Annotated in this window: 20 protein-coding genes, 1 pseudogene and 1 riboswitch; of the genes and pseudogenes, 14 read left to right on the top strand and 7 right to left on the bottom strand. The window is 42.4% G+C overall.

Annotated features, from left to right (window positions below):
* Nucleotides 1-27: 27 nt before the first annotated feature.
* The 4 genes from rplK (at nt 28) to AB5618_RS03715 (ending at nt 6,669) form a co-directional block, all read left to right on the top strand.
* Nucleotides 28-453 (top strand): 50S ribosomal protein L11, encoded by a 426-nt coding sequence (rplK, locus tag AB5618_RS03730; protein ID WP_117852954.1) that lies wholly within the window; start codon nt 28-30, stop codon nt 451-453.
* A gap of 56 nt (nt 454-509) precedes the next feature.
* Nucleotides 510-1,202 (top strand): 50S ribosomal protein L1, encoded by a 693-nt coding sequence (gene rplA / locus AB5618_RS03725; protein WP_118577943.1) that lies wholly within the window; start codon nt 510-512, stop codon nt 1,200-1,202.
* 155 nt (nt 1,203-1,357) lie between these two features.
* On the top strand, nt 1,358-3,775 hold the full coding sequence (locus AB5618_RS03720) for a N,N'-diacetylchitobiose phosphorylase (RefSeq protein ID WP_148463502.1): 2,418 nt from the start codon (nt 1,358-1,360) through the stop codon (nt 3,773-3,775).
* Between the two features lie 50 nt (nt 3,776-3,825).
* Nucleotides 3,826-6,669 (top strand): cellobiose phosphorylase, encoded by a 2,844-nt coding sequence (locus AB5618_RS03715; protein ID WP_148463501.1) that lies wholly within the window; start codon nt 3,826-3,828, stop codon nt 6,667-6,669.
* A gap of 118 nt (nt 6,670-6,787) precedes the next feature.
* Here AB5618_RS03715 and AB5618_RS03710 read toward each other — a convergent pair whose 3' ends face one another.
* Nucleotides 6,788-6,832 (bottom strand): hypothetical protein, encoded by a 45-nt coding sequence (locus AB5618_RS03710; RefSeq protein WP_334285438.1) that lies wholly within the window; start codon nt 6,830-6,832, stop codon nt 6,788-6,790.
* On the opposite strand from AB5618_RS03710, the pseudogene AB5618_RS03705 reads away from it, so the two are divergent.
* Nucleotides 6,827-6,904, top strand: a pseudogene (locus tag AB5618_RS03705) (DUF6783 domain-containing protein); the annotation flags it as partial. The gene AB5618_RS03710 and the pseudogene AB5618_RS03705 sit on opposite strands and share 6 nt — an antisense overlap.
* Nucleotides 6,905-6,966: 62 nt before the next feature.
* Here AB5618_RS03705 and AB5618_RS03700 read toward each other — a convergent pair.
* Nucleotides 6,967-7,707 (bottom strand): helix-turn-helix domain-containing protein, encoded by a 741-nt coding sequence (locus tag AB5618_RS03700; RefSeq protein ID WP_148463499.1) that lies wholly within the window; start codon nt 7,705-7,707, stop codon nt 6,967-6,969.
* A gap of 161 nt (nt 7,708-7,868) precedes the next feature.
* Here AB5618_RS03700 and AB5618_RS03695 point away from each other — a divergent pair, with 161 nt between their 5' ends.
* The 5 genes from AB5618_RS03695 to AB5618_RS03675 all read left to right on the top strand — a co-directional run bounded on the left by AB5618_RS03695 (nt 7,869) and on the right by AB5618_RS03675 (nt 14,961).
* Nucleotides 7,869-9,236 (top strand): ABC transporter substrate-binding protein, encoded by a 1,368-nt coding sequence (locus AB5618_RS03695; protein WP_148463498.1) that lies wholly within the window; start codon nt 7,869-7,871, stop codon nt 9,234-9,236.
* A 163-nt stretch (nt 9,237-9,399) separates the two neighbouring features.
* Nucleotides 9,400-10,362: a carbohydrate ABC transporter permease gene (locus AB5618_RS03690; protein ID WP_148463497.1), complete on the top strand. Its 963-nt coding sequence runs from the start codon at nt 9,400-9,402 to the stop codon at nt 10,360-10,362.
* The gene (locus tag AB5618_RS03685; protein ID WP_148463496.1) at nt 10,359-11,204 is read left to right on the top strand and encodes a carbohydrate ABC transporter permease; all 846 of its coding nucleotides are present in this window, start codon (nt 10,359-10,361) and stop codon (nt 11,202-11,204) included. Before AB5618_RS03690 ends, AB5618_RS03685 begins: the two co-directional genes overlap by 4 nt.
* Nucleotides 11,204-13,711, top strand: coding sequence for a glycoside hydrolase family 3 N-terminal domain-containing protein (locus AB5618_RS03680; protein ID WP_368366497.1), 2,508 nt, complete (start codon nt 11,204-11,206; stop codon nt 13,709-13,711). Before AB5618_RS03685 ends, AB5618_RS03680 begins: the two co-directional genes overlap by 1 nt.
* Before the next feature lie 254 nt (nt 13,712-13,965).
* Nucleotides 13,966-14,961 (top strand): D-alanyl-D-alanine carboxypeptidase family protein, encoded by a 996-nt coding sequence (locus AB5618_RS03675; RefSeq protein ID WP_226815530.1) that lies wholly within the window; start codon nt 13,966-13,968, stop codon nt 14,959-14,961.
* Nucleotides 14,962-15,027: 66 nt separating this feature from the next.
* Here the strand turns inward: AB5618_RS03675 and AB5618_RS03670 are convergent, their stop codons facing one another.
* Complete coding sequence (locus AB5618_RS03670) at nt 15,028-16,224, bottom strand: iron-containing alcohol dehydrogenase (protein WP_148463494.1); 1,197 nt, start codon at nt 16,222-16,224, stop codon at nt 15,028-15,030.
* A 276-nt stretch (nt 16,225-16,500) separates the two neighbouring features.
* On the opposite strand from AB5618_RS03670, the gene AB5618_RS03665 reads away from it, so the two are divergent.
* Nucleotides 16,501-17,406, top strand: a complete 906-nt coding sequence (locus tag AB5618_RS03665; RefSeq protein WP_195379951.1) for an Rpn family recombination-promoting nuclease/putative transposase — start codon at nt 16,501-16,503, stop codon at nt 17,404-17,406.
* Nucleotides 17,407-17,474: 68 nt separating this feature from the next.
* Here AB5618_RS03665 and AB5618_RS03660 read toward each other — a convergent pair whose 3' ends face one another.
* Together AB5618_RS03660 and AB5618_RS03655 are read right to left on the bottom strand one after the other, a co-directional pair.
* The gene (locus AB5618_RS03660; RefSeq protein ID WP_148463492.1) at nt 17,475-18,698 is read right to left on the bottom strand and encodes a sodium:proton antiporter; all 1,224 of its coding nucleotides are present in this window, start codon (nt 18,696-18,698) and stop codon (nt 17,475-17,477) included.
* Nucleotides 18,699-18,751: 53 nt separating this feature from the next.
* Nucleotides 18,752-18,824: riboswitch (Fluoride riboswitch) on the bottom strand.
* 313 nt (nt 18,825-19,137) lie between these two features.
* On the bottom strand, nt 19,138-19,563 hold the full coding sequence (locus tag AB5618_RS03655; RefSeq protein ID WP_148463803.1) for a helix-turn-helix domain-containing protein: 426 nt from the start codon (nt 19,561-19,563) through the stop codon (nt 19,138-19,140).
* A gap of 219 nt (nt 19,564-19,782) precedes the next feature.
* On the opposite strand from AB5618_RS03655, the gene AB5618_RS03650 reads away from it, so the two are divergent.
* The 3 genes from AB5618_RS03650 to AB5618_RS03640 all read left to right on the top strand — a co-directional run bounded on the left by AB5618_RS03650 (nt 19,783) and on the right by AB5618_RS03640 (nt 23,563).
* The gene (locus AB5618_RS03650; protein ID WP_148463804.1) at nt 19,783-20,487 is read left to right on the top strand and encodes a serine/threonine-protein kinase; all 705 of its coding nucleotides are present in this window, start codon (nt 19,783-19,785) and stop codon (nt 20,485-20,487) included.
* A gap of 278 nt (nt 20,488-20,765) precedes the next feature.
* Nucleotides 20,766-22,025, top strand: a complete 1,260-nt coding sequence (locus AB5618_RS03645; protein ID WP_368366496.1) for a zinc ribbon domain-containing protein — start codon at nt 20,766-20,768, stop codon at nt 22,023-22,025.
* 317 nt (nt 22,026-22,342) lie between these two features.
* Nucleotides 22,343-23,563: a hypothetical protein gene (locus AB5618_RS03640; RefSeq protein WP_173718528.1), complete on the top strand. Its 1,221-nt coding sequence runs from the start codon at nt 22,343-22,345 to the stop codon at nt 23,561-23,563.
* Between the two features lie 217 nt (nt 23,564-23,780).
* Here the strand turns inward: AB5618_RS03640 and AB5618_RS03635 are convergent, their stop codons facing one another.
* Nucleotides 23,781-24,326 carry an NADH peroxidase gene (locus AB5618_RS03635; RefSeq protein WP_148463755.1) on the bottom strand — a complete coding sequence of 182 codons (546 nt, stop codon included), beginning with the start codon at nt 24,324-24,326 and terminating at the stop codon, nt 23,781-23,783.
* A 229-nt stretch (nt 24,327-24,555) separates the two neighbouring features.
* Nucleotides 24,556-24,954 (bottom strand): transcriptional repressor, encoded by a 399-nt coding sequence (locus AB5618_RS03630; RefSeq protein ID WP_118577930.1) that lies wholly within the window; start codon nt 24,952-24,954, stop codon nt 24,556-24,558.
* Nucleotides 24,955-25,063 lie beyond the last annotated feature (109 nt).

Raw genomic sequence — 25,063 nt, 5'->3', positions numbered from 1 at the left:
GCCAATACCACATAGGAGGTGCCGAAAATGGCAAAGAAAGTAACAGGATATATCAAATTACAGATTCCCGCTGGTAAAGCAACTCCAGCACCACCTGTAGGTCCGGCTCTTGGACAGCACGGTGTAAATATCGTTCAGTTTACAAAAGAGTTCAATGCGAGAACAGCAGATCAGGATGGTATGATCATTCCTGTGGTAATCACTGTTTATGCAGATAGAAGTTTCAGCTTCATAACCAAAACTCCGCCGGCTGCAGTTCTTCTTAAGAAAGCTGCAAACATCAAATCCGGTTCCGGCGTACCGAACAAAACAAAAGTTGCTAAAGTTACAAAAGCTCAGGTTGAGGAGATCGCTCAGCTTAAGATGAAAGACTTAAATGCAGCATCCATCGAAGCAGCAGCAAGCATGATTGCTGGTACTGCAAGAAGTATGGGAATTGAAGTAGTTGATTAATCACAAATAGTAAGTGGGAGGGCTTTTCCCCGCAAATACCACAGGAGGTTATAGAAATGAAACGAGGAAAGAAATACGTGGAGGCTGCTAAGGCAGTTGACCGCGCAACATTATACGATACTAATGAAGCTATCAGCTTAGTTAAAAAAGCTGCTGTTGCCAAATTTGACGAGACTATCGAAGTTCATATCCGCACAGGCTGCGATGGACGTCATGCAGATCAGCAGATCCGTGGTGCAGTAGTTCTGCCACACGGTACAGGTAAAACTGTTCGCGTTCTTGTATTCGCTAAGGATGCAAAAGCTGAGGAAGCTAAGGCTGCAGGTGCTGATTTCGTTGGCGCTGAGGACCTTATTCCGAAGATCCAGAACGAGGGATGGCTTGACTTCGACGTTGTTGTTGCAACTCCAGATATGATGGGTGTTGTTGGACGTCTTGGTCGTGTACTTGGACCGAAAGGTTTAATGCCTAACCCGAAGGCTGGTACAGTAACTATGGATGTTACAAAGGCTATCAATGATATCAAAGCTGGTAAGATTGAGTATCGTCTTGACAAATCAAACATTATCCATGTGCCGATCGGTAAAGCTTCCTTTACTGAGGAGCAGTTAAGCGACAACTTCCAGACGCTGATTGGAGCTATTGTAAAGGCTAGACCTAGCACACTGAAAGGACAGTATTTAAAGAGCGTTGTTATTGCTCCGACAATGGGTCCTGGAGTGAAGATCAACCCGATCAAGTTAGCTTAATAGATGAAAATGAAGAGCACTCACCGCGAGGTGGGTGCTTTTTTTCATGTCATAATTTTGATATTTTATAGTGAGTTTTGGTATATGTTTTTTATCATATGAGATATCATATGGGAAAATCGGGTCAATATAAAGACCAGGAGGAGTGTGCAGGGATGAAATATGGATATTTTGATGATAAGAAACGAGAATATGTGATTACCAGACCAGATACACCAGCGCCTTGGGTAAACTATCTGGGAGATCCTGAATATGGTGCCATTGTGTCCAATAATGCAGGCGGATACAGCTTTGTAAAGTCTGGTGCTAACGGAAGAATTTTACGTTATGTTTTTAATCAGTTTGACGAGCCGGGAAGATATATTTATCTGAGGGACAATGAAACGAAAGATTTTTGGTCAGCGTCATGGCAGCCTGTAGGAAAGGATCTTGAAAAATATAAAAGTGAATGTCACCACGGTACTGCTTATACCAGGATGATGGCAGATTACAGCGGTATTCATTCTGAGGTTAGGTATTATGTACCCCTGGGACAGTCTTATGAGGTGTGGAGCCTTTGTGTGGAGAACTGTTCTGATAAGGAAAGAGAAATTAATGTAACCGGATATGCGGAATTTACCAACAACAGCAACTATGAGCAGGATCAGGTAAATCTGCAGTATTCCCAGTATATTACCAAAACTGTTTTCAGAGGAAACCGTGTACGCCAGATGATCCATGCAAATCTGGATCGTCTTGATGAAGGGGAAAAGGTAGATAACAAAGATGTGACAAATCGGTTCCTGGGTCTGGCCGGCGTGCCAGTGGATTCCTGGTGCGGTGAAAAAGAAGCATTTCTGGGGAGATATCACGGTTATGGAAACCCGGTAGGAGTAATTGACGGCAAGCTTAATTGTGAGGGAAATTATAATGAAAACAGCTGTGGTGCATTGACAGCAGTGTTAAAGCTTGCCCCGGGAGAAAAGAAAGAGATGGCTTTTCTTGTAGGTATGAAAAAAAATGACGAGGCAGAAGCGATTGTTGCGCGTTATGACCAAAATTGCCAGCAGGTTTGCGAAAGGGAACTGGAAGAACTGATCAGTTACTGGCATGGACAGCTTTCACATTTTCAGATAAAAACTCCAAGTAATGAATTTAATACCATGATCAACACATGGAACGCTTACAACTGTTTTATGACTTTTATCTGGTCCAGAGCAGCATCCTTTACTTACTGCGGTCTGCGCAATGGATATGGATACCGCGACACTGTGCAGGATATTCAGGGCGTGATCCATCTGGCACCTGAAATGGCAGCGGATAAGATCCGTTTTATGTTGTCTGCCCAGGTAGATAATGGTGGTGGTCTGCCTCTTGTTAAATTCACCCACAATCCAGGACATGAGGATACGCCGGACGATGCTTCTTATGTACAGGAAACAGGGCATCCGGCATATCGTGCTGACGATGCTCTATGGCTTTTTCCAACTGTATATAAGTATGTGTCAGAGACAGGAAATGTAGATTTTATTGATGAGGTAATCCCATTTGCCAATAAAGATGAAGGAACAGTATATGAGCATCTGAAACGTGCGATCCAGTTCTCGATGGAACATCTTGGAAAACATGGAATGCCGGCGGGACTTTATGCAGATTGGAACGACTGCCTGAGGCTTGGAAAAGATGGAGAATCTACTTTTGTAGCTTTGCAGTTTTATTATGCAATGACCATTTTGAAGGAGTTTGCGGCTTACGAAAAAGATGAAGAATATATCTCATATCTGGAAAAAAGCCAGGAAGAGCTTGGGAAACTGATTGAAAAGCTTTGCTGGAATGAAGACCGGTTTATCCGCGGTTTTACAGAAGCAGGAGAAATAATCGGACAGCGTACAGATCCGGAAGCAAATATGTGGCTGAATCCCCAGAGCTGGGCTGTGATCAGTGGGCTTGCAACAAAGGAGCAGTCAGAACTGGCACTTGAGCAGGTTTATGAAAGACTGAATACAGAGTATGGTGCTATTCTTATGGATCCCCCATATCACGCACATGCTTTTGACGGTGCACTGGCTGTAATTTATAATGCAGGAACAAAAGAAAATGCAGGAATTTTTTCTCAGTCACAGGGATGGATCATTTTGGCAGAAGCATTAATGGGACATGGAGAAAGAGCATTTGGCTACTTTATGGAAAATGCTCCGGCTGCACAGAATGATAAGGCGGAGATCCGCAGGCTTGAGCCATATTGCTATGGTCAGTTTACAGAGGGGAAAGCAAGTCCGAATTTTGGCCGTTCTCATGTACACTGGCTTACTGGAACTGCGTCTACTGTTATGGTAGGATGTGTGGAAGGTATTCTTGGAATGCGTCCTGATTTCTATGGTCTTCGTATCGCACCGTCCATACCGAAAGAATGGGATGGATTTGAAGTCGAAAAAGATTTCCGCGGCTGTCACCTGCACATTAAAGTGCAAAATCCGGGACATGCAGAGAGTGGATTTAAGAAACTTACTGTAAACGGTGAAGAGTTAAAAGATAATTATATTCCACAGGAGAAGCTGACTGCTGAAACTGAGGTTGAATTGTATCTGTCGTAAAAATTTAGTAGGCCTGGTGGGTGGACGCAGGCAGAAAGCGAGAAACATTGATGAAACATATAGAATTTCAGGATAAAAACGGAAGCTTTATTATACATGATCCGGAAAATTATAGCGGTCTGTATCTGCCTATGGCGGGAGAAAAAGGACTGAAATCCAGTATCACCCCTAATCTGGGAGGTGACAGCAAAACGGATCAGAATCATTTCCTTCTTGAGCCTGTAAGTATTGAAAACCTGCATAACAACCGAAATACCAGAAATTTCTGGTGTCAGGTATATAAAAGCACAGAAGCATGTGATACTGCTCTGTCTGGAGCAGATCCGAAGCTTCTGGGCTGTTGGTCTGTCTGTGGAAATTCTGCAGAACAGGAATTTCAGAAATTTACAGATAAGCAGGACGAAAGCACACTGGAAGCTGGTTTTATGTGGCAGAAGATTTCCCGAAAATCACAAAAATATGGTCTTCAGGCAGAAGTAACATCTTTTGTTACAATTTCTGGGGACATGGAAGTAGAATATGTGGAAATCACAAATATTTCCGAAAAAAAAGTGGAAATTGTGCCAACAGGTGCAATTCCGGTATATGGAAGAAGTGCAGATAATCTTCGAGATCACCGCCATGTTACCTCCCTTCTCCACCGAATTCGGACCACCGATTATGGTGTGGAAGTAACCCCGGTTTTGTCCTTTGACGAGCGGGGACATCAGAAAAATAATACTACATATTTTGTATACGGTTCAGATGAAAACGGAGAGAAGCCGGAGTCATTTTATCCTACGGTGGAGGAGTTTATAGGAGAAGGCGGAACCTTTCTGAATCCAGAGGCAGTAAGAATTAATAAGCCCGGAAAACCCTCTGGAACAGAACTTCAGGGAAAAGAGGCTGTTGGAGGCATCCGATTCAGCCGGAAAACACTGAAACCAAGGGAAACAGCTGGTTATATTTTACTATGTGGGATTGCAGATGCCGGTGAGCAGCAGTTCCCAAGAAAGGAAAATACAGATAAAAAGGCAATAGATCCGGCAAAAACTTCTAAATGGATAGAGTCGTTGACTTCTGGCTGCAGGACCCGCTCCCAGGTACGGAATATGCTGGAAGAAGTAAAAGAACACTGGATTCGGAAGGTTAATGTAGCGTTTGAAACTGGAAGCGAAGATGCGGATAATTATCTGAAATGGATCTGTTTCCAGCCAATCCTCAGAAGAATTTATGGATGTTCTTTTCTCCCCTATCATGATTATGGAAAAGGGGGACGCGGCTGGCGCGATTTATGGCAGGATTGCCTTGCCTTGTTGATCATGGAGCCATCTGAGGTAAGACAGATGATCATTGATAATTATGGAGGTGTTCGTATTGATGGAACAAATGCCACAATTATAGGAAGTGGTCAGGGAGAATTTATTGCAGACAGGAATAATATTACCCGTGTATGGATGGATCATAGCTTTTGGCCGTTTGTAACTACGAAGCTTTATTTGGATCAGACCGGGGATCTTGATGTTTTATTTGAGAAGATTCCATATTTTAAGGATCTTCAGTCAAAACGCGGAACAGCTCATGATGAAGAATGGAACAGCAGTTATGGTAATTTACAGAAAACAGATGCTAATGAAATATATCATGGAACTGTTCTGGAACATATTCTTCTTCAAAATCTGTGCGCATTTTTTGATGTGGGAGATCATAATGAAATGTGTCTGCATGGAGCAGACTGGAATGATGCCTTAGACATGGCCTGGGAAAAAGGTGAGAGTGTGGCCTTTACCTGTGCTTATGCCGGAAATTTGAAGGATATCGCTTATGTGCTTAGAGAAATAGAGAGTGTTCAGGGAATTAACAGGATTGAGCTTGCAGAAGAAATGGAATGTCTGTTTGCCTGTGGAAAACAGTTATATGAAAACCCTGAGAAAAAACAGAAGGTTTTGAAGCAATATACTGATTTGAGTGCCCATAATCTCAGTGGAAATAAAGTAGTGCTTTCTCTGAAAATGGTATGCAGCAATCTGGAAGAAAAAGCAGACTGGCTCGTGGAAAATATTCGGAAAAATGAATGGATCCAGGATGGGGATAAAGGCTGGTTTAATGGATATTATGATAATCATGGAAGAAAAGTAGAATATAGCGCGGTTTCAGATGAAACCGACAATAAAGCCGGTGCAGAGTGTAACACCCGAATGATGCTTACCGGACAGGTATTTGCTGTCATGAGTGGTACCGCTACAGAGGAACAGATCCAGGCAATCTGCAGGAGTGCAGATGCATATCTGTATGACAGGAAAGCCGGCGGCTACCGCCTGAATACAGATTTCAAAGAGGAAAAATTTGACCTGGGAAGAATGTTTGGATTTGCATATGGAGAAAAGGAAAATGGTGCCGTCTTTTCCCATATGGCAGTTATGTATGCCAATGCATTGTACAAAACCGGTCACGCCAAAGAAGGATACAAAGTTCTTCAGACTCTGCTTGATACTGCAATGGATTTTGAACGCAGCAAAATGTACCCGGGAATCCCGGAATATTTCGATAATCAGGGAAGAGGCTTATACGCATATCTGACCGGAGCTGCAAGCTGGTATATGCTGACCATGATAACAGAAGTTTTTGGAGTAAAAGGCCAGCTGGGCGATATGGTGATAGCACCTGCACTTATGCCTGAGCAGTACGATCAGGAAGGAAAAGCTTCCTTGAAAATAGAATTTGCCGGAAGGAAATTTTCCATTCATATTTTTAACAGGGAGAAAAAAGAATGGAATAGAGTGCAGATAAAAGAAGCCTTTTGTGATGGTACTTTGCTGTCGGCAGAAGGCGGCAGGCAGGCTCGCCTGAAGCGCTCTGAAATAGAAAAACTGACTTTGGAAAAAGTACATGAAATTAATATTATTTTGAACTAATCTGGATAAAGAATTAGAAAAATGACCAGATATTCAGGAATAACAATGCATAAATAAAGGTTATTCCTGAATATCCGGTCTTTTTATGTAAGGCGGAGAATTATGCATTGCAGGAGCCTTACGTGCTAGAGCCTGTTTGAAAAATCATTCCCGCAATCTGCACGCCCCACTTTGCGGTATATTTTGCCCGAATTCAGTTGCCGTAGCCCGCTACGGCGCCTTCATCCGGACAAAATCTTCCACAAATTGTGACGCACATCATGCAGAAAGCTTTTTTCAAACACGCTCTAGGTCAGCTTACCACATGGATTTATAATACCTATCCCTATATTTTTTTGGAGTCAGACCAGTGAAATTTTCGAATACCTGAATAAAGTGACTCTGGGAAGAGAAGGATAGGTAATTGGCGATGTCAACTACTGCTTTGTCCGAGTAGCGAAGAAGATGTGTGGCTTTTTCTATTTTTTTCTCCCTTATGTAGTCACTGATGGAAATTCCAAGATTTTGTTTGAATACCCTGGATAGATAATTCTGGGAAAGACCGGTGTGGCAGGCAAGGTCTTCTATGGTGATACGGTCCTTTATATGAGCATAGATGTAATCAATGCACTGCATAACTGGCTTGGAAAGTACGGATAATTTTTTTTGCAGGATCATTTTTCCGGTAAAATCCTTTGCCATAGTGTGGTGAAGGTCTGCAATCTGTCGCAGGGAAGTGCAGGAATCCATTTTTAAAATGTAAAAGTCACTAAGCCGGTAGGCCTGCTCTGCCTCCATCCCTCCGTCAATGCAATATCTGGTAAGCATCGCAGCTGTAACCACAAAGTGGTATTTCAGATTCGTGACAGGGTTTCTGGAAAGGACTCCGGTTCCCTCCAGATTCGTAAAAGAATCTGCATTACAGTTCTGTATGACAGTTTCCATATCTCCGGTTTTTACTGCCGTATAAAAGGAATATTCAACAGAAGGCGGCCTGTGCTTGGATTCAGTTTCGTTTTCTTCAAATTCTGTGTTGTACCAGTCTTTTGATATTGCCATGTAATCCCCTCCAAAACAAAAATGTGTCATTTTTTATATTATGACATGAATCTGATATTTTGTTAAGAGAAATAATATAATGTCAAAAATAAAAATGGTATATTTATTGCACCAAAGAGATACAGCATTAAGAAAATGCTCAAAAAAGGAGGATCTTTTATATGAAGAAGAGAGCAGTATCTATGTTACTTACAGCTGTTATGGCAGTTACCGGTATGGCTGCAATAGCAACCGTAGCACATGCAGAAGGAGAAGAGGGAAAGGTTATTAACATCTATTCCTGGAACGATGAGTTCCGTACACGTCTGGAGGCTATTTATCCAGAAGTTGAGTCCACTTCCAGCGATGGAACTGTTACAACCTTAAAAGACGGAACTGAGATCCATTGGATCATCAACCCAAACCAGGATGGTGTTTACCAGCAGAAGCTTGATGAGGCGCTTCTGAATCAGGCTGATGCATCTGATGATGATAAAGTAGATATTTTCTTAACTGAGACCGATTATGTTTTCAAATATACAGACAAAGATGCAGATGTAGCAATGCCGCTTACAGATCTTGGAATTGACCCAGATACAGATCTTGCAGATCAGTACGATTTCACAAGAACAACTGCTTCTGACTCTGACGGAGTACAGAGAGGTTCTACATGGCAGTGCTGCCCAGGAACCCTGGTATACCGTCGTGATATTGCAAAAGAAGTTTTTGGAACAGATGATCCGGCAGAAGTAGGCGAGAAAGTAAAAGACTGGGATACAATGAAAGAGACTGCTGCTCAACTGAAGGAGAAAGGTTACTACACATTTTCTTCTTATGCAGACACCTTCCGTTTATATGGAAACAGCATCGCACAGTCCTGGGTACAGCCTGGTGAGACAACCATTACAGTTGACCAGAAGATTATGGATTGGGTAAATGATTCAAAAGAGTGGCTGGATGCAGGTTTCCTTAACCCTACTGTAAAAGGACAGTGGAACGATGACTGGAACAAAGCTATGGGCTCCCAGTCAAAAGTATTTGCATTCCTGTTTCCGGCATGGGGAATCGACTTTACATTAAGTCCAAACTGGGATGGCGATGCAGGCTCATGGGCAGTTACAAATCCTCCGCAGGAATACAATTGGGGCGGTTCTTACATTCATGCAGCAACAGGTACTGATAATCCAGAGCATGCAAAAGACATTATCCTTGCTATGACTGCAGACAAAGACAACCTGTTAAAGATTTCTAAGGATTATTCAGACTTCACAAATACAAAGAGTGGTATGGCAGAGGCTGCTACAGATGATGCAAACTTCTCTTCTGAGTTCCTTGGCGGACAGAACCCATTTGCATATTTTGCACCTGTTGCAGAGAACATTAAGATTGCACCGCTTTCTGCATATGATCAGGGATGTGTAGAGCTTATCCAGAACTCCTTCAGTGATTATTTCCAGGGAAATGTTGACTTTGATAAAGCAAAGGCAAACTTTGAGACTGCTATTAAAGAGCGTTATCCTGAGATCTCTGAGGTTAAATGGCCGGAATAATGTAGATAGTTCTGAGGATTTTGTTTGCAAAAACATCTTGCAGAATACTATTAAAAAAATAATGTCCATGTGACATTTGAAAATTGGTATAAGGAACGTGGAGAGGATCCTGTAACATAGGATTCTCTCCTGTTCTGTAAGATGTGTGTAAAGGAGAACTGTTATGAAGAAAAACAAGAAAAGCATTAATTATGGAAAATGGGGCTACCTGTTTATCCTTCCTTTTTTTATAATCTATTTGATTTTTTCTTTGATTCCATTGGTTGATACGGTCCGTTACAGCTTTTTTGAATATTTCCGTTCTGGAATTAAAGAAATCGGACCCAATTTTATTGGAATGGCAAATTACATCAGTCTGCTGAAATCCGATATGTTTAAATATGGAGCAAACACATTGATTCTGTGGCTGATCGGATTTGTGCCGCAGATTGTGGTTGCGTTAGTTCTGGCAGCCTGGTTTACAGATGCCCGTTTGAAAATAAGAGGAAAACAGTTTTTTAAAGTGGTAATATATCTGCCGAACCTGATTATGGCATCTGCATTTGCACTTTTATTTTTTACTATGTTTTCTACAAACGGACCAATAAATTCTATTCTGATGTCTCTTGGATGGATTAAAGACCCTATTGATTTTATGGGATCTGTAGTTGGAACAAGATCTTTAATTGGCTTTATGAACTTCCTTATGTGGTTTGGAAATACAACGATTATGCTGATGGCGGCTGTTATGGGTATCAGTATGGATATTTTTGAGGCTTCTGACCTGGATGGATGCAACAGTATTCAACGTTTCTATTATATTACATTGCCGCTGATCAGACCGATTCTTGCATATACATTAATTACATCCATTATTGGTGGTCTTCAGATGTTTGATGTACCACAGATCCTGACAAATGGACAGGGTAATCCAGATAGAACGTCTATGACGCTGATCATGTTCCTGAACAGCCATCTGAAGAGTAAGAACTATGGTATGGCTGGTGCATTATCTGTTTACCTGTTTATTATCAGTGGTATTTTATGCTTCATCGTATATCGCATGACCAATGATAATGATCCGGATGGTTCCAAAAAGGCTGCAAAAAAACGTGCTAAGGAAGAAAGGAGAAGATTAAGAAGATGAAGAAGAAAGCAGGAAGCCAATTCAGAACAGTTTTCGCACATATCGTACTGATTCTTCTGTCTTTTATGTGCCTGTTCTTCTTTTACGTATTGATAATTAATGCAACCAGATCTCATGGGGATCTGCAGAAAGGTTTCTCAGCACTTCCAGGAAAATATTTCCTTGAGAATCTGAAAAACGTGGCAAACGACGGAAGCTTTCCAATGTTTCGGGGAATTTTGAACAGTGTGATCGTATCTTCCTGTAGTGCCGCACTTTGTACATATTTTTCATCCCTTACGGCATATGGTCTTTATGCTTATGAGTTTAAGGCAAGAAAGGTTGCTTTTACATTTATCATGGCAATTCTTGTAATGCCAACGCAGGTTACTGCAATGGGATTCCTTCGTCTGGTTACGAAGATGGGATTATATGATTCCCTTCTGCCGCTGATCATTCCCTCCATTGCATCTCCAGCTGTATTTTATTTTATGTACAGTTATCTGCAGTCGTCTCTGCCGCTTTCTCTTGTGGAGGCTGCCAGAATCGATGGTTCCGGAGAATTCCATACCTTTAATCGCATTGTGATTCCAATTATGAAGCCTGCAATTGCAGTTCAGGCGATTTTTACATTTGTTGGTTCCTGGAACAACTACTTTGTACCGGCCCTGATCATCCAGTCCAAGAGTAAAATGACGGTGCCGATTCTGATCGCTACTCTTCGTGGTGCTGATTATATGAATTTTGATATGGGTAAAATTTACATGATGATCACAGTTGCGATCGTGCCGATCATTGTTGTGTACCTGCTTCTTTCCAAGTATATTATTGCAGGTGTTACCCTTGGTGGTGTCAAAGAGTAATGGCGTTTACACAGTTTAAGCACAGTGGGACTTTGAATCCGGAAATATCTGTCTGCGAGAAAAAGCATAGCTCTTTTGCAGAAAAAGCGGCAGAGGAAGGCATTGTTCTATTGAAAAATGAAAATATTCTTCCCATTTCATTATCTGCATCGGTTGCCCTTCTGGGCATCGGTGCGGATAAAACTGTAAAAGGGGGGATTGGTTCCGGAGATGTAAATAACAGGCAGAATATTACCATTTACGAAGGAATGGAAGAATCCGGAATTCGGATCACCAGCAGGGACTGGCTGGATGATTATGAACATCGCTATCAGAAAGCGAGACTTATATGGAAAGAGAAAATTCTTGAAGAAGCAAAGCATGTAAATAATCCTTTTGATGCCTATGCATCCAATCCATTTATCATGCCGGAGGGGCGTCCTGTTTCTGAAATGGATATCCAGGAAGCTGAAATTGTTGTTTATGTAATCAGCCGTATTTCTGGTGAAGGAAAAGATCGTCGTCTTGAAAAAGGTGACTATTATCTTAGTGAACGAGAAGAGAAAGATATTCTTTTTCTAAACAGCAGAAGTGTGCCTATTGTTCTGCTTATAAATGCCGGTGGTCCTGTGGAGCTTACAGATATTCTGGAAAAAGCGCAGTGGATAAAAGGTATCCTCAATATTTCCCAGCTTGGACAGGAGGGGGGACGTGCGGTTGCAAGGATCCTTCTTGGAGAAGCTGTTCCAAGCGGAAAGCTTACAACAACCTGGGCAAAAAAATATGCGGATGTGCCATTTGCAGAGAATTTTAGTTATCTGAATGGAAATCTGGAATTGGAAGAATATAAAGAAGGAATTTATGTGGGCTATCGGTATTTCGATAGTTTTGGTGTAAAACCACTTTTTCCTTTTGGCTTCGGTCTTTCTTATACAGATTTTAAGATTCAGTTTTGCAGTATTGAAATTGACAAGGATAAGATTGCAGTAAATGTATCTGTAGAGAATATTGGAAATACTTTTGCAGGAAGAGAAGTTGTACAGGTGTATGTATCACTTCCCCGGGGTAGGATAGAGAAAGAATACCATCGCCTGGTTGGATATGCAAAGACAAATGTATTAAAGCCGGGAGAAAAACAGGAGTTAAAGATCCTGTTTGATGGAAAAACTATTGCAAGCTTTTTTGAGGATGCAAATGCCTGGATCGTGGAAACAGGAAAGTATGGTCTCTGGATTGGAAATAATTCAGTCAATCTGAAGCTGGAGGCTTTTATAAATGTGAACCAGGATGTAGTTCTGGAGCAGACGCAGAAACTGGAGGCGTTGGTTGAATTATCTGAAAAACTGGAAGCTTCGAAGAATGTAAAGGCTGCAGAAAAGCAGCTGGAGAAAAGTAGAAATGCTGATTTTCCCACCATACAGTTTGAAGCATTGCAGAGAAAACAAAAGGCTGGAAATGTTGACCGAGAGTCTCTGGCCATGGGAAACTCGCTGGAAATTCTGGCAGAAGAGCTGCCTGTAGAAGTATTGATCCCACTTTTATACGGAAATACTGGTGGTATTAGCAGCAATCTTGGAGCAGCAGGGATTAAAGTGCCTGGTTCAGCTGGCGAAACTTCAGAAGCTCTTTATGAAAAATATGGAGTTCCGGTATTGATCATGGCAGACGGACCAGCTGGTATCAGACTGCAAAGAAGTTATGAGGTAAATCGCGAGAATGATTCTGTTTATGGAATCGGTGTTCTTGGTTCTTTGGAAAATGGATTTCTGGTAACAGAAAAGCCTCACCAAAATGCAGATACGTATTATCAGTACTGTACTGCTTTTCCGGTTGGTACAGCTTTGGCGCAGTCCTGGAATCGGCAGCTGTTGAAAGAGTTTGGAGAAATGATAGCTGAGGAAATGGAGAAATTTGGCGTCAATCTCTGGTTGGCACCGGGAATGAATATTCACAGAAATCCCCTGTGCGGACGAAACTTTGAATACTATTCAGAGGACCCGCTGCTTGCAGGAAGTCTGGCCGCAGCAGTTACCAAAGGGGTTCAGAGTAAAGCAGGATGCGGGGTAACGATTAAGCATTTTGCATGCAATAATCAGGAAGATAATCGTATGGGAGTAGATGTTCATCTTTCTGAAAGGGCTCTTCGTGAGATTTATTGTCGTGGATTTGAGATTGCCATAAAGGAGAGTAAACCTGTGGCAATTATGTCCTCCTATAATCTGGTAAATGGGGTACATGCCGCAAACAGCAAGGATCTGTGTACCAGAATTGTGCGTGATGAGTGGGGATTTGAGGGCGTGATCATGTCGGACTGGAATACTACGGAACCCAAGGACGGAAGTATTCCATGGAAGTGCACAGCTGCCGGAAATGATATTATCATGCCGGGAAGTGAGAATGATCATAAAAGTATTCTGGATGGTTACAGAAGCGGGGAGCTTTCAGAAGAAGAAATTCGTATTTGTGCCAGAAGGGTCTTGAAACTAATTGATAAACTGCGAAGCAGTTATTTGGTTATGAGCGAGTAGTGAAGCGGATTGCGAATATTCGCTTGACTAAAAGGACTGAGCAAGGTATGCGTATGTGTACTTTGCTCTTATTTTTTTCATTTTTATAGAAATTATAAAGAGAGATGTGGTAGTATGGAAAATACCAGCGATACAAAAAGAAAATCTGGGATGGAGCTTGAGGTGAAAGATGGTGCTTTGCTGTGGCAGAGTATAGAAATAGACGAAAGCAAGAAGAGCGTATAAAAGCAGTGGAAAATGGAAGGAGAGTCTAAATGGATGAGCGAAGCAAACGGGCGCAGATGGAGCGGAAGAGGAGAATTCGTAGAAAGAAACAGAGACGTCGGGTTTTGATTAGTGCGCTGGTGGAAGTTTTGATTCTGGCAGTGTTGGCTTTTGCGTTTTGTTGGAACAGAGGACTGGAAACGAAAATTTCAGGCTTTTTCGGACGATTCGACAGACCGCCTGTGAAGGAACTGGATGTGACGGGAGTAAATAGTTCTAATATAGTTCTAATGGATGTGAAGAGTGGAATAGTTATTGGTGACTTGAATGGAAAAGAGCAGATTTATCCGGCGTCCATGACGAAGATCATGACTGCAATTGTGGCGCTGGAAGCATTTTCAGATCTGGATCATGAGATTACTTTAAGTGAGAATATTTTTTATGCTCTGGATGGACAGGATGCCACACAGGCAGGCTTTCAGCCAGGGGAGAGCGTGAGAGTGCGTGATCTGGTCTACGGCGTAATGCTGCCTTCCGGAGCAGAATGTTGTCTGGCTTTGGCAGATGAAGCATCCGGCTCAGAAGAAGCATTTGTGGAAAAGATGAATAAGAAGGCCAAGTCCATTGGGATGAAGGATACCCATTTTATGGATTGTACTGGCTTACATGATCCAGAGCATTATAGTACAGCATATGATATTGCGCTGCTGCTTAAGTATGCGTTACATAATGATACTTTCCGTGAAGTGGCAGAAAGCCATTTCCATTCTACGCCAGCTACCAATGTACATCCGGATGGAATTACCTATTACAGTACCATGTTTAAAAATATGTCGGATACATCGGTAACCGGCGGGGAAATTCTGGGTGGCAAAACCGGGTATACCTCTGAGGCAGGGCATTGTCTGGCAAGCTTTGCACAGATATATGGCAGGGAGTACATTCTGGTAACTGCAGGCGCCGCGGCGGACGCTACGGGAGTGCCGCACATTCTGGACGCGAAAACAATTTATAACCGACTGGGCGAAGCGGTGGCACAGAAATAAGAAATGACAAATCCAGTGAGGAAGTGAATGCTCTTTTTCTATGCTGTGTTTCGAGTCAGGCTGGTGTTATTTCGCCATTTGCAGGATTGCCACAATATCTTCTTTCGTCAACGGCTGGAAGAAGCCAATGTGTCCGTTTCTGCCGAAAACGCATTTCTCAGCCATTTCCTCGATTTGGGCATCGGTTGGATAAATGCCAAGTTCAGTAAGGGTGGTTGGCATGCCTATAGAGTGGCACCAGGTCTCCCAGGCAATGATGGATGCGAGAACAGTATCCGTAATATCAGAATCGCTGGTCTGGGAAGCATCAATTCCGAAAACCTTCTCACCAAACTGTGCAAACCTTCCCGGATTTGTCTTATACACATATCTCGCCCAGCTTCCCCAGACAGCTGCAAGTCCGGCTCCGTGAGCTACATCAAACATACCGCCGAGTTCATGCTCAATCTTGTGTGTGGCAAAATCAGATACCCGTCCGGCACCAGTCAGACCGTTATGGGAAAGGCTTCCGGCCCACATGAGAGTAGCCCGGGCGTCATAGTTCTCAGGGTCTTTTACAGCAACCTGGGCGGCATCACGAACGGAAAGCATCAGTCCCTCTGCAATCCGGTCAGTAAGGCTGGTATCTGTGTCTGTAGGGGTAAAATAGCGCTCCATAGTGTGCATCATAATATCAGCTGCGCCGCTGGCTGTCTGATACGCCGGAAGGCTGTAAGTCAGCTCAGGATTCATAATAGCAAATCTGGGGCGTGAGCAGTCGTGCCCATAGGAACGTTTCATCATACCGTCTTCAATGGTGAGAACCATGGAGGAAGACATCTCAGAACCGGCAGCTGCAATTGTAAGGATAACACCGATTGGCAGATTTTTATCTGTTTTTACACGACCGTAAAGCAGATCTTCTATTTCAAAATCATTGGCGATTCCGTAACCGATTCCCTTTGCTGTATCAATTACGCTGCCGCCTCCAATTGGCAGAAGGAAGTCAACACCTTCCGACCGTCCAATGCGGATCCCTTCTTTTACCAGGGAAAGGCGAGGATTGGGAACCACGCCACTAAAGTCTATATAGGAAAGTCCGGCTCCATTCAGGCTCTGATGTACACGTTCCAATAGTCCTGATGATTCAACATGTCCTCCTTTTTTTCCATAAATGATCATAACTTTATGCCCACCAAATGCGGCAACCTGTTTGCCAGCCTCGTTTTCCCGGTCTGCACCGAAAAGAACTCTGGTAGGAGTGTAAAAATCAAAATTTATCATGGGAAATGCCTCCGTAAAATATGAAAATAAATTTGCGATTCTTTGCAAAAAGTGTTCTGTGAGCGGTCTTATGCATCTGACATCATTATATATGCTGGAAATGTAAATGACCAGAGCGGATTTTGTAATTTTATGGGATAATTTTTCGAACGATAAAACTTTACTTTTAAGCTGTGATTTTGTAAGGTATGGTTATAGAGGAAAAACAGAAAAACGGTGCACAGTTATTCTTTACTTCCAATATAGAAAACTATATAATAAAAGGAGAACTGATGGATGAAAGATCTAAAGGATTTGAACCTGCTGGACCGTTTTCTGTTTGCTGAGGCGATGGAAGATCCGCAGAATATGCGGGATGTATTGGAAATTATTCTTGGAAAAGATGTAGTTTTGAAGCACCTACCCCAGACAGAAAAAGAAGCACGGATTTCACCAGCGTATCGTTTTGCTAAAGTGGATGTGTGGGCAAAGGATACAGATGAAGTTGTATATGATACAGAGGTACAGGGGACGAATACGAAGAATCTTCCCAAAAGAAGCAGATATTACGAAAGTATTATTGATGCGAAATTATTAAAACCCGGTGAACGTGATTTTAACAAAATGAATGATATCTATATTATTCTGATAGCTCCGTTTGATTTGTTTGGGAAGAGAAAATATATGTATACATTTGAGATGACCTGTAAAGAGGATCCATCTGTATCGCTTGAGGATGGCGCTACCCGCATTTTTCTGAATACCCATGGGGAAAATCCAGATGAAGTAAGTCCGGAGCTGGTAGAATTGCTTCATTATATTGAACATACCACTCAGGACATGGCAGATGGCTGTAAAAGCGAAAGAATACATAAGATGCAGAAGCGTATATGCAGTATCAAATCCAGTGAGGAAGTGAGTGTGAGATATATGCAGAGATGGGAAGAAATGGAAATGGAAAAAGAGGCGGCACGTGAATTAGGACTCGCAGAGGGCAGAACCCAGGGACTTACTGAGGGCAGAACCCAGGGTCTTGCGGAGGGAAGAGCGGAGGGAAGAGCGGAGGGAAGAGCGGAGGGAAGAAGTTCTATGGCACGATTGATAGATAAATTATTAGAAGAAAATCGCATAGAAGATTGTAAAAGAATAGCAAAAGACCCAGAATTTTGTCAACATCTGATGGAAGAATTTGGAATAGAGTAAAAAATAAAAGTGGAACATTCTTTAAAATTAATAAACAGAATGTTCCACTTTTCCTGTATCGTTATATGTTAGCTAGAGAATATTTGGCTTTTATCGATTTCCCTGGAAAGCAGCTTCTTATAACTGCAATCCATCCCGATTGCTCCAAGTGGTGCAGTGATCAGAATTCCCAGTACAGCCACAGAAAGCACGATCTGCCCGCAGGAAAGTCCCATAGCCATTGGAACAGACCCAATCGCTGCCTGTACGGTTGCTTTCGGAAGGTAGGCAATGGAACAGAACAGTCTTTCCCGCCATGTTAGGTTTGTTCCGGTAACACAAAGAGAAACGCCCAGGGTACGGATCAGAAGTGCTGCAAAGATCATGGCCAGGGCAGCAGGACCGGCTTTTAAGGTATAGCGGATATCTACAGAAGCACCTACAAGTACAAAAAGCAGGACTTCAGCAGCCAGCCATAGTTTCCCGAATTTCTGGGAAAGGCGGGCAGAAACGGAGGCGGTGCATTTTAGCTTCAAAACACAAGCCATGCTTATCACAGCCAGAAGTCCGGAGACGGAAACCACAGGCTTCAGCCATGTCTCAATGGACATAAGCAGGAAAGCCACGCCCATTACTACGATCACTTTCATGCTGTTTCGCACCATATGACTGTGCGCATAAGCAGTTTCGAAAAACAAGGAAAGAAGATAACCAGCCACACTTCCAAGTGCAATACCCAGGATAATGGAAACCGGAATGTTGATAAAATCTTTCAAATGTGCGCTGCCGCCCTGTGCCATAGTAGAAAATGTGGAAAACAGCACGATCACATAAATATCATCACAGGAAGCGCCTGCCAGGATCATCTGGGGAATGCTTTTGGCTGTGCCGTATTTTTCATCCATCAACTGTACCATTCTTGGGACAACTACAGCCGGGGATACCGCACCCATTACAGCGCCCATCACAGCCGCTTCCAGTCTGGTAATTCCCAGAAAATACGGTGCCAGCAAAAAGTAAGCCAGGATTTCGAAAGTTGCAGGAATGCAGGCCATCATGATGGCAGGACGTCCCACTTTCTTCAGATCGGCAAGATTCAGGGAAAGTCCCGCTTTCAGCAGGATAATGATCAACGCGATCTGCCGCAGCTCCGATGAGATGGACAGAATCGACGGATCCAATACGTTCAGCACATAAGGTCCCAGTAAAATACCGGTGATCAACATACCGATAATACGTGGCAGTTTCAGTGCCTGGCAAATAGCAGCCAAGGAAAGTCCCACAAGAAAAATAAAAGCCAGAGATGTTAACATTGTTATAAATTCCTCCTTTTTACGCAGAAAAGCTGATGCTTCCTGCGACAATTGTTATCACAGAAGTCATCAGCTTAATAAGCGGTTCGGGATGATCCCGGGGAGACATTCATTCCCCTTTGTTTCTGGTGGTATAATAGCACATTATAAAAGTGGTGGCAAGAAGAAATTATAAATCAAATAACAACTTCTGCTGTGCACGTTACTGCTCACTCTGTGACCAGTAACCGCTCCGCGATGCACAGAAAGACGAACCTTCTTGTGACAAGCACAAGAAGTAGCGTTTGCTGCGCAAACTTAATTCTCGGGTTTTCTGTGAACTTTGTTCACGAAAAACACCTCGCGGAATGTTACCAGGGAACAGTAACCTGTGCACAACAACGTGCTTTGTAACATGTAGAATCTAAGTTTTGTATCATTAGGCGTTGGGGGAAGAGAATTAAAACAACGTCTCTTCATTCTCCTCAAATAGTTTATCATTAATTTCAAACAACTTAAGCCTATGAAGCAATCCATAATAAATAATGGCATCTCTCTTTAATTTCGGATAAAGCTGTGCCATTCCACAAAGCTTCAGCAGTTCCTGGGTTTCGTCAACCGTCGCTTCAAGCCCATAACACAGGCACAGAAGACGATTCCGCGATGGATTACGGCGGCCTGCGAAAATCTGATGGAGATATATTTCGCTCATACCGGCCTGTTTGGCAAGCGCTGCCTTAGAGATATGCTTCTTTTCGAACAGACGGTTTAATAATTCTGCCACACTCTTATTTTCAAATTGCTCCTGGTTCTGGGACAGAAACTGGCTCAGATCCGGGGAATCCATAAGCTCCTGCTGTAAACCATCTGTATTTTTCTTTTTCATATTCGCGCCTTTACAATAATTTGTCAATAAGTTAAAATAATTTTAACAATACAATCAAATAAAACTATACTATAAAAAATTCTGAAAAACAATATGCAGTCAGCATAGTGGTTGCTGCCCTCTGGCAGTAGGGAGTGCCATTGGCGAGGAACATCTGATTTTCATAGCGTGCAGGTGATATGTCCATTTGGGGAATGATAGTTGGTGATAAGGAGAAATATGGAAATTTATGACAGTCTTTTAGGCGCAGTTTGTGACGAATATGACAGGGTCACATTGATCAAAAAAAGCGAGCGGGGCGAAGTAACCTTGATACGCCACAGGGCAAGCGGAAACCGCTATATTTTCAGACATTTTTCCGGCAGCAGTGAAGTGTACCGGAAGCTTCTTACGGTATCCTGTCCCAATCTGCCCCAGATCATGGAGGTGGGGGAAAAGGAGGGAAAAACAGCTCTTCTGGAAGAATATGTGCAAGGTGATACGCTGGGGGAGATTTTACAGGGTGGACTTTTGACAGCGGCACAGGCAAAGCAGATCACCCGCCAGCTGTGCATGGCTTTGTGGGTGCTCCATTCCCTGGGAGTTGTACATAGAGATGTAAAGCCAGATAATGTGATCATACGTGGAACCGAAGCGGTTCTTATCGATTTTGATGCTTCCAGAATTTATAAAAATGAAAACAGAGAAGATACACAGATTCTTGGAACCACAGGCTTTGCAGCACCGGAACAGTATGGGCTCTCCCAGTCTGATGGGCGTGCGGATATTTATGCACTGGGAGTTCTGCTGAACATTATGCTGACTGGGGAACATCCCTCCAGGAAGCTTGCCAGCGGAAGAATGGGCAGGATCGTCCAGCGTTGTACCATGGTAAATCCGGAGAAAAGATACAAGAATATCCTTCATCTGATGGAGGTTTTGTAAAGCATAAAAAGCTTATGGTCTCTGGAAAAAAGCCTGTAAATTTATAATACAAGATGGATAATTACTTACTAGTACATCGTTTCGTAAATAACTATACCAATCGCGTAGGATGTGGATTCGAGTGTGCAGGTATAAAAACGCAGGCGTAGCGGGCTACGCCGAGGCTTTTATACCTGTGCAATCGGATTCACAGACAAGTGAGTGGTATAGTTATTTCGAAAACGATGTACCAGCTATAAGGTATGTTAACCATAAATATATCGTAATAGGAGAAAAATATGAGTAAAAAATGTATAAAATGCGGACAGCCTCTTCCGGACAACGCTTCTTTTTGTCCTCACTGTACAGCAGTCCAGAAGGAAAAACAGGAGATAAAAGCACCGAAACGATGGAGAAAGGCGGCTTTTGGAGCAGCTGCTGTGGTAGTGCTTCTGGCAGCTGTTGGAGCAGCTTTTTCCCTGCATCACCGTCCGAAGTCCTATGAGGGAGGGGCGCAGGTGGTTTATAAAGACAAAGGAAAATCTTATAAACTGCTGTTGAATTTTTCCGAAGATGATGGAGTAACAGGACATGCCCAGGGCGAACGTACTGATACACTGGCGCAGGGAATGGAGAGTGCCCTTCCATGTCAGCTGTATGTTCTGGATCAGGAGACTGGAGACCTGGCATGGGAAGAATTTATAAAAAAGGTGGATTCCTGTAAGGTGGATGCAAAACCTGGAGAAAATTCCCGGAAGGTAGATTATGTGGAACCAGTTCATAACGAGAGTTTTCCAAATGCAGCATATGTTTCTGATATTATTTATACCTCAGACAGCGGTACTAACGATATCTTGTGGAACCTGACGATGAAAAACGGAGATACGATTTCTCTTAGCACACGGCTTACCATTGAAAAGCAGGCAGCAGTTACCTATTTTTCTGAGGATACGCCTATGGAGACCACAGAGGAACTGAATGCATTGCTGGCTTCCATTGAGGAAGAAGTGTCATCAGAAACGCCGGTTTACCTTCATCTTCCGGCAGTAACTTATGATGGTGATATTGTTTTTGGAAATCATGTGTGGGGAATTTATGGCAGCTCAGACGGAGATGACGTGACTACTTTCACAGGAACCGTCAGCTTGCGCGGATTGAATGGAAATTACGCGGAAATGTCAGGAATCCAGTTTAAAGGGAATTCTGGAATCGGGGTGAACGCGTATTGTCTTACTTTACTTTCCCAATGCAGTTTTGATGGTTGGGATACGGCTGCAATTGCCAATAATGAAGCCTGGGTAAATGCAATGGACTGTACTTTTACCAATAATAAAATTGCACTGAAGTTTAACAGCAGCATGGCTTATGGTACAGCGCCCAACTATCTGAATAATACATTTACCGGAAATGGAACGGCGGTCTGCATTGAGAATCTACCTGGGAATGAAGTCCTTGATTTCGCGGGAAGTACTTTCTCAGAAAATGATGTGGACATTGATAATAAAGCAGAGCATTCGGTGGATACGGCGAAGGCAAATTTTGAGACTGCTTCGGAGTAATGCTCTGTGAGGGCTTTTTTATATAGCGTTCAAGTAATATTTTAATAAGAGTTTTAGGGTTACAGATTAATCATTTTGCGGTCTGTAACTCTTTTTATATTACGGCACAATGGCAGATGCCGCCGAGACTCCCTGCTGCAGTAGCAGAATCCTGCAAAGTATGATTTCTGTGCATCGCGAAGCGTGTTGCTGTGAAGGTCGTGAACAGTAATAATTTCTTCTTGTACTATGCTTTCAGGTAATTGCTTTCCTTCCTCCTATTATTATATGATAACTTATCAGTCTCAAATAAAATTACAAAAAATGAGGGTCAAAGGATGAAGAAAAGAACATTAGCGCTGGCGTTGGCATTGGGGTGTGTATTTATGTCTCCAACGCTTTCCTATGGGGAAGAGAATGCAGAGGTAGTTTCAGAAATAGAAGAGGATTCCAGTACGGATGAAGGAAACAATAACTCCTGGGGAAAAGTTGCGGTAGTAGATGACTTCGGGGATGCAACGGGGCAATCTGTTATAAGTACGGTTGTTTCCGGAACCTTTAGCAACACGGCAACAACCGGTAGTGATCTGCTTGTCACAGCATATATTAATTTTGATGAATTTGATTATTGTTATGATTTATCTTTTAAACTTTTAGAGTATAAGGATACCCCTGCTACTTATTTTTCTTCTGATTCTAAAGAATTGAAAATAAAAGTTGGAAGTATAAATACGGTATATGAATATGGTTTGCTAGGTGAGGAACCCAATGGCAATGTTTATGTCAGCGGATCTTCAGGAGAAGATATTGTGAAATGTTTATATGAAGGAAATGATATACGTTGTGTACTGAATCTTGGTTCATCTAAATATAGCTTTGCATTGGAAGCAGGCAATATCGCAGAGCTAATTGATGAAGGCGGATATGGTGCGCCGTTAGATGAGGAAGGCAGGAAGGAAAGAAAAAGTAAACATGAAATAGAAGAAGCGCAGGAAAGCAGCAGGAAAAAACAGGAAGCAGAGCTTGCACAGGCGGAGAAGGTTATAAAATCCAAAGATGATTTTATTGCTGCATATGTGAATCATACAGATGCGGATAATGACTATGAAAGTGGATTTTATTACTTCAAAGCTCATGCAGACGAGTTTGAGACTTTAACAGAAGAGGAATTATCCTCCATTTTTCCATGCAGATTCCGGTATTATACGGTCAACTGGGCAATTGGCGGAACCACTGGTGCCGGAGACCTTTATGAATATGACGCAGATGGTAATACAAAACAGCTTGGAAGCTTTGGAACAGATGACAGCTATCGCACAAGAGAAGAAATAAATCCCAACTGGCCTGAGATTAATGGAAGCTGGCGAATCGAAGATGGAAAACTGATCCGAACAATTACATCTGGAAATCAGGAAAAACGTTATATTGTGAAATCATTAGACCGTGACGGCTATTATTTATTATGCTTTGAAAGTGCAACCGGCGAGGTGAATGCGGTTATGATGATTGTTTTATATGATGAGAACAATATGCCGTTGTATGAATTTACAGAAAATTAAGTAAAAAATAGAGAGAAAAGCTATGCTGGGAGGGGCTGTGGTCCGCACAAATTAAACGAAACGGGAGAGACACATTTTGAGAGTTTTTAAGAGTGAAAAATGGGTTAGGGACACCTGATTTACATATTAAAAATGACGGAAGTCTGCCCAAAAAGGGAATCACGAAAGTGATTCCCTTTTATAAAAAGCTTTATTTTATGCGATTCCCCGGTAAAAATTATTCTCCAAAGTATCTCTTAAGAAGACCTGCGAATGCTTTGCCGTGTCTAGCCTCGTCTCTTGCCATTTCATGAACTGTATCATGGATTGCGTCAAGGTTAGCTGCTTTAGCACGTTTCGCAAGATCAGTCTTACCAGCTGTTGCACCGTTCTCAGCTGCTACACGCATCTCAAGGTTCTTCTTGGTGCTGTCTGTAACAACTTCACCTAATAACTCAGCGAATTTAGCTGCGTGCTCTGCTTCTTCATAAGCAGCTTTCTCATAATACATACCAACTTCCGGATATCCTTCTCTGTGAGCAACACGTGCCATAGCAAGATACATACCAACCTCAGAGCACTCGCCCTCGAAGTTTGCTCTTAAATCAGCAAGGATGTCTTCGCTGACACCTTTAGCAACGCCCACAACATGCTCAGCTGCCCATGCCATTTCATCATCCTGTTTCGTAAATTTCTCAGCCGGAGCCTTGCAGATTGGACATACTTCCGGAGCTGTGTCACCTTCATGAACATAACCACATACACTACATACCCATTTAGCCATAATTAAATTCTCCTTTTCTTATATAAAATTTTTATTTAGTTTTTAATAATAGTAATCATTACTGTTTTATGGTAACATATTGTTTATTGCTTGTCAAGAGTTATTGAAACTTTTTTCTAACAGGATCGAATGTTCACTTAAAGTTTGGTGCTGTGGCCATTGCTTGTCGAGCGGCTGTAATTCCCTACAGAATAGCTATGATCAGAAAATGAAAAATTTATTCAACTGATTAGTGAGACTCTTCCTTCAGGCATTCCTTGCAAATTCCGAAAAATCTTGCTTTATAATCGGAAATCTGACCATCCTTAAAGTCAGCTGCAATACTCTCAAGGCTTTTATCAATATGTTCGCTGAATACGTCCATCACTCTGCCGCAGCGGGTGCACATAAAGTGACAATGGGGAACGGTGCGGGCATCGAATCGGTCTGCTCCGCCAAAGCTGGAAAGCTTCTGTATTTCACCCAGATCAGCGAGAAGAGAGAGGTTTCGGTATACAGTTCCAAGGCTGATGTTTGGATAAATCTGCTTCATATTCTCATAAACAAAATCAGCGGTGGGATGGTCGGTTCTGCCAGTAAGAAACTCCTTAATAGATTCTCTCTGGCGGCTGTATTTCAATGTGGCCATCTGATTCCTCCTTTCTCTCAATAATAGTAATTGTTACTGATATTAATATACAAGATAATTGCAAATTTGTCAATAGTAATTTGGCTAAATTTACACTAAAATTATAAAT

Origin of the sequence: Ruminococcus sp. J1101004sp1_RTP21198st1_B9_RTP21198_201120, from assembly GCF_040924245.1 — a bacterium.
GTDB classification, from domain to species: domain Bacteria; phylum Bacillota; class Clostridia; order Lachnospirales; family Lachnospiraceae; genus Blautia_A; species Blautia_A faecis.
This window is presented reverse-complemented; position numbering and strand designations above follow the sequence as displayed.

Excerpts from the sequence above, each read along its gene's own strand:
- rplK (WP_117852954.1), top strand. The coding sequence starts at position 28 with ATGGCAAAGAAAGTAACAGGATATATCAAATTACAGATTCCCGCTGGT.
- rplA (WP_118577943.1), top strand. The coding sequence starts at position 510 with ATGAAACGAGGAAAGAAATACGTGGAGGCTGCTAAGGCAGTTGACCGC.
- AB5618_RS03720 (WP_148463502.1), top strand. The coding sequence starts at position 1,358 with ATGAAATATGGATATTTTGATGATAAGAAACGAGAATATGTGATTACC.
- AB5618_RS03715 (WP_148463501.1), top strand. The coding sequence starts at position 3,826 with ATGAAACATATAGAATTTCAGGATAAAAACGGAAGCTTTATTATACAT.
- AB5618_RS03700 (WP_148463499.1), bottom strand. The coding sequence starts at position 7,707 with ATGGCAATATCAAAAGACTGGTACAACACAGAATTTGAAGAAAACGAA.
- AB5618_RS03695 (WP_148463498.1), top strand. The coding sequence starts at position 7,869 with ATGAAGAAGAGAGCAGTATCTATGTTACTTACAGCTGTTATGGCAGTT.
- AB5618_RS03690 (WP_148463497.1), top strand. The coding sequence starts at position 9,400 with ATGAAGAAAAACAAGAAAAGCATTAATTATGGAAAATGGGGCTACCTG.
- AB5618_RS03685 (WP_148463496.1), top strand. The coding sequence starts at position 10,359 with ATGAAGAAGAAAGCAGGAAGCCAATTCAGAACAGTTTTCGCACATATC.
- AB5618_RS03680 (WP_368366497.1), top strand. The coding sequence starts at position 11,204 with ATGGCGTTTACACAGTTTAAGCACAGTGGGACTTTGAATCCGGAAATA.
- AB5618_RS03675 (WP_226815530.1), top strand. The coding sequence starts at position 13,966 with ATGGATGAGCGAAGCAAACGGGCGCAGATGGAGCGGAAGAGGAGAATT.
- AB5618_RS03670 (WP_148463494.1), bottom strand. The coding sequence starts at position 16,224 with ATGATAAATTTTGATTTTTACACTCCTACCAGAGTTCTTTTCGGTGCA.
- AB5618_RS03665 (WP_195379951.1), top strand. The coding sequence starts at position 16,501 with ATGAAAGATCTAAAGGATTTGAACCTGCTGGACCGTTTTCTGTTTGCT.
- AB5618_RS03660 (WP_148463492.1), bottom strand. The coding sequence starts at position 18,698 with ATGTTAACATCTCTGGCTTTTATTTTTCTTGTGGGACTTTCCTTGGCT.
- AB5618_RS03655 (WP_148463803.1), bottom strand. The coding sequence starts at position 19,563 with ATGAAAAAGAAAAATACAGATGGTTTACAGCAGGAGCTTATGGATTCC.
- AB5618_RS03650 (WP_148463804.1), top strand. The coding sequence starts at position 19,783 with ATGGAAATTTATGACAGTCTTTTAGGCGCAGTTTGTGACGAATATGAC.
- AB5618_RS03645 (WP_368366496.1), top strand. The coding sequence starts at position 20,766 with ATGAGTAAAAAATGTATAAAATGCGGACAGCCTCTTCCGGACAACGCT.
- AB5618_RS03640 (WP_173718528.1), top strand. The coding sequence starts at position 22,343 with ATGAAGAAAAGAACATTAGCGCTGGCGTTGGCATTGGGGTGTGTATTT.
- AB5618_RS03635 (WP_148463755.1), bottom strand. The coding sequence starts at position 24,326 with ATGGCTAAATGGGTATGTAGTGTATGTGGTTATGTTCATGAAGGTGAC.
- AB5618_RS03630 (WP_118577930.1), bottom strand. The coding sequence starts at position 24,954 with ATGGCCACATTGAAATACAGCCGCCAGAGAGAATCTATTAAGGAGTTT.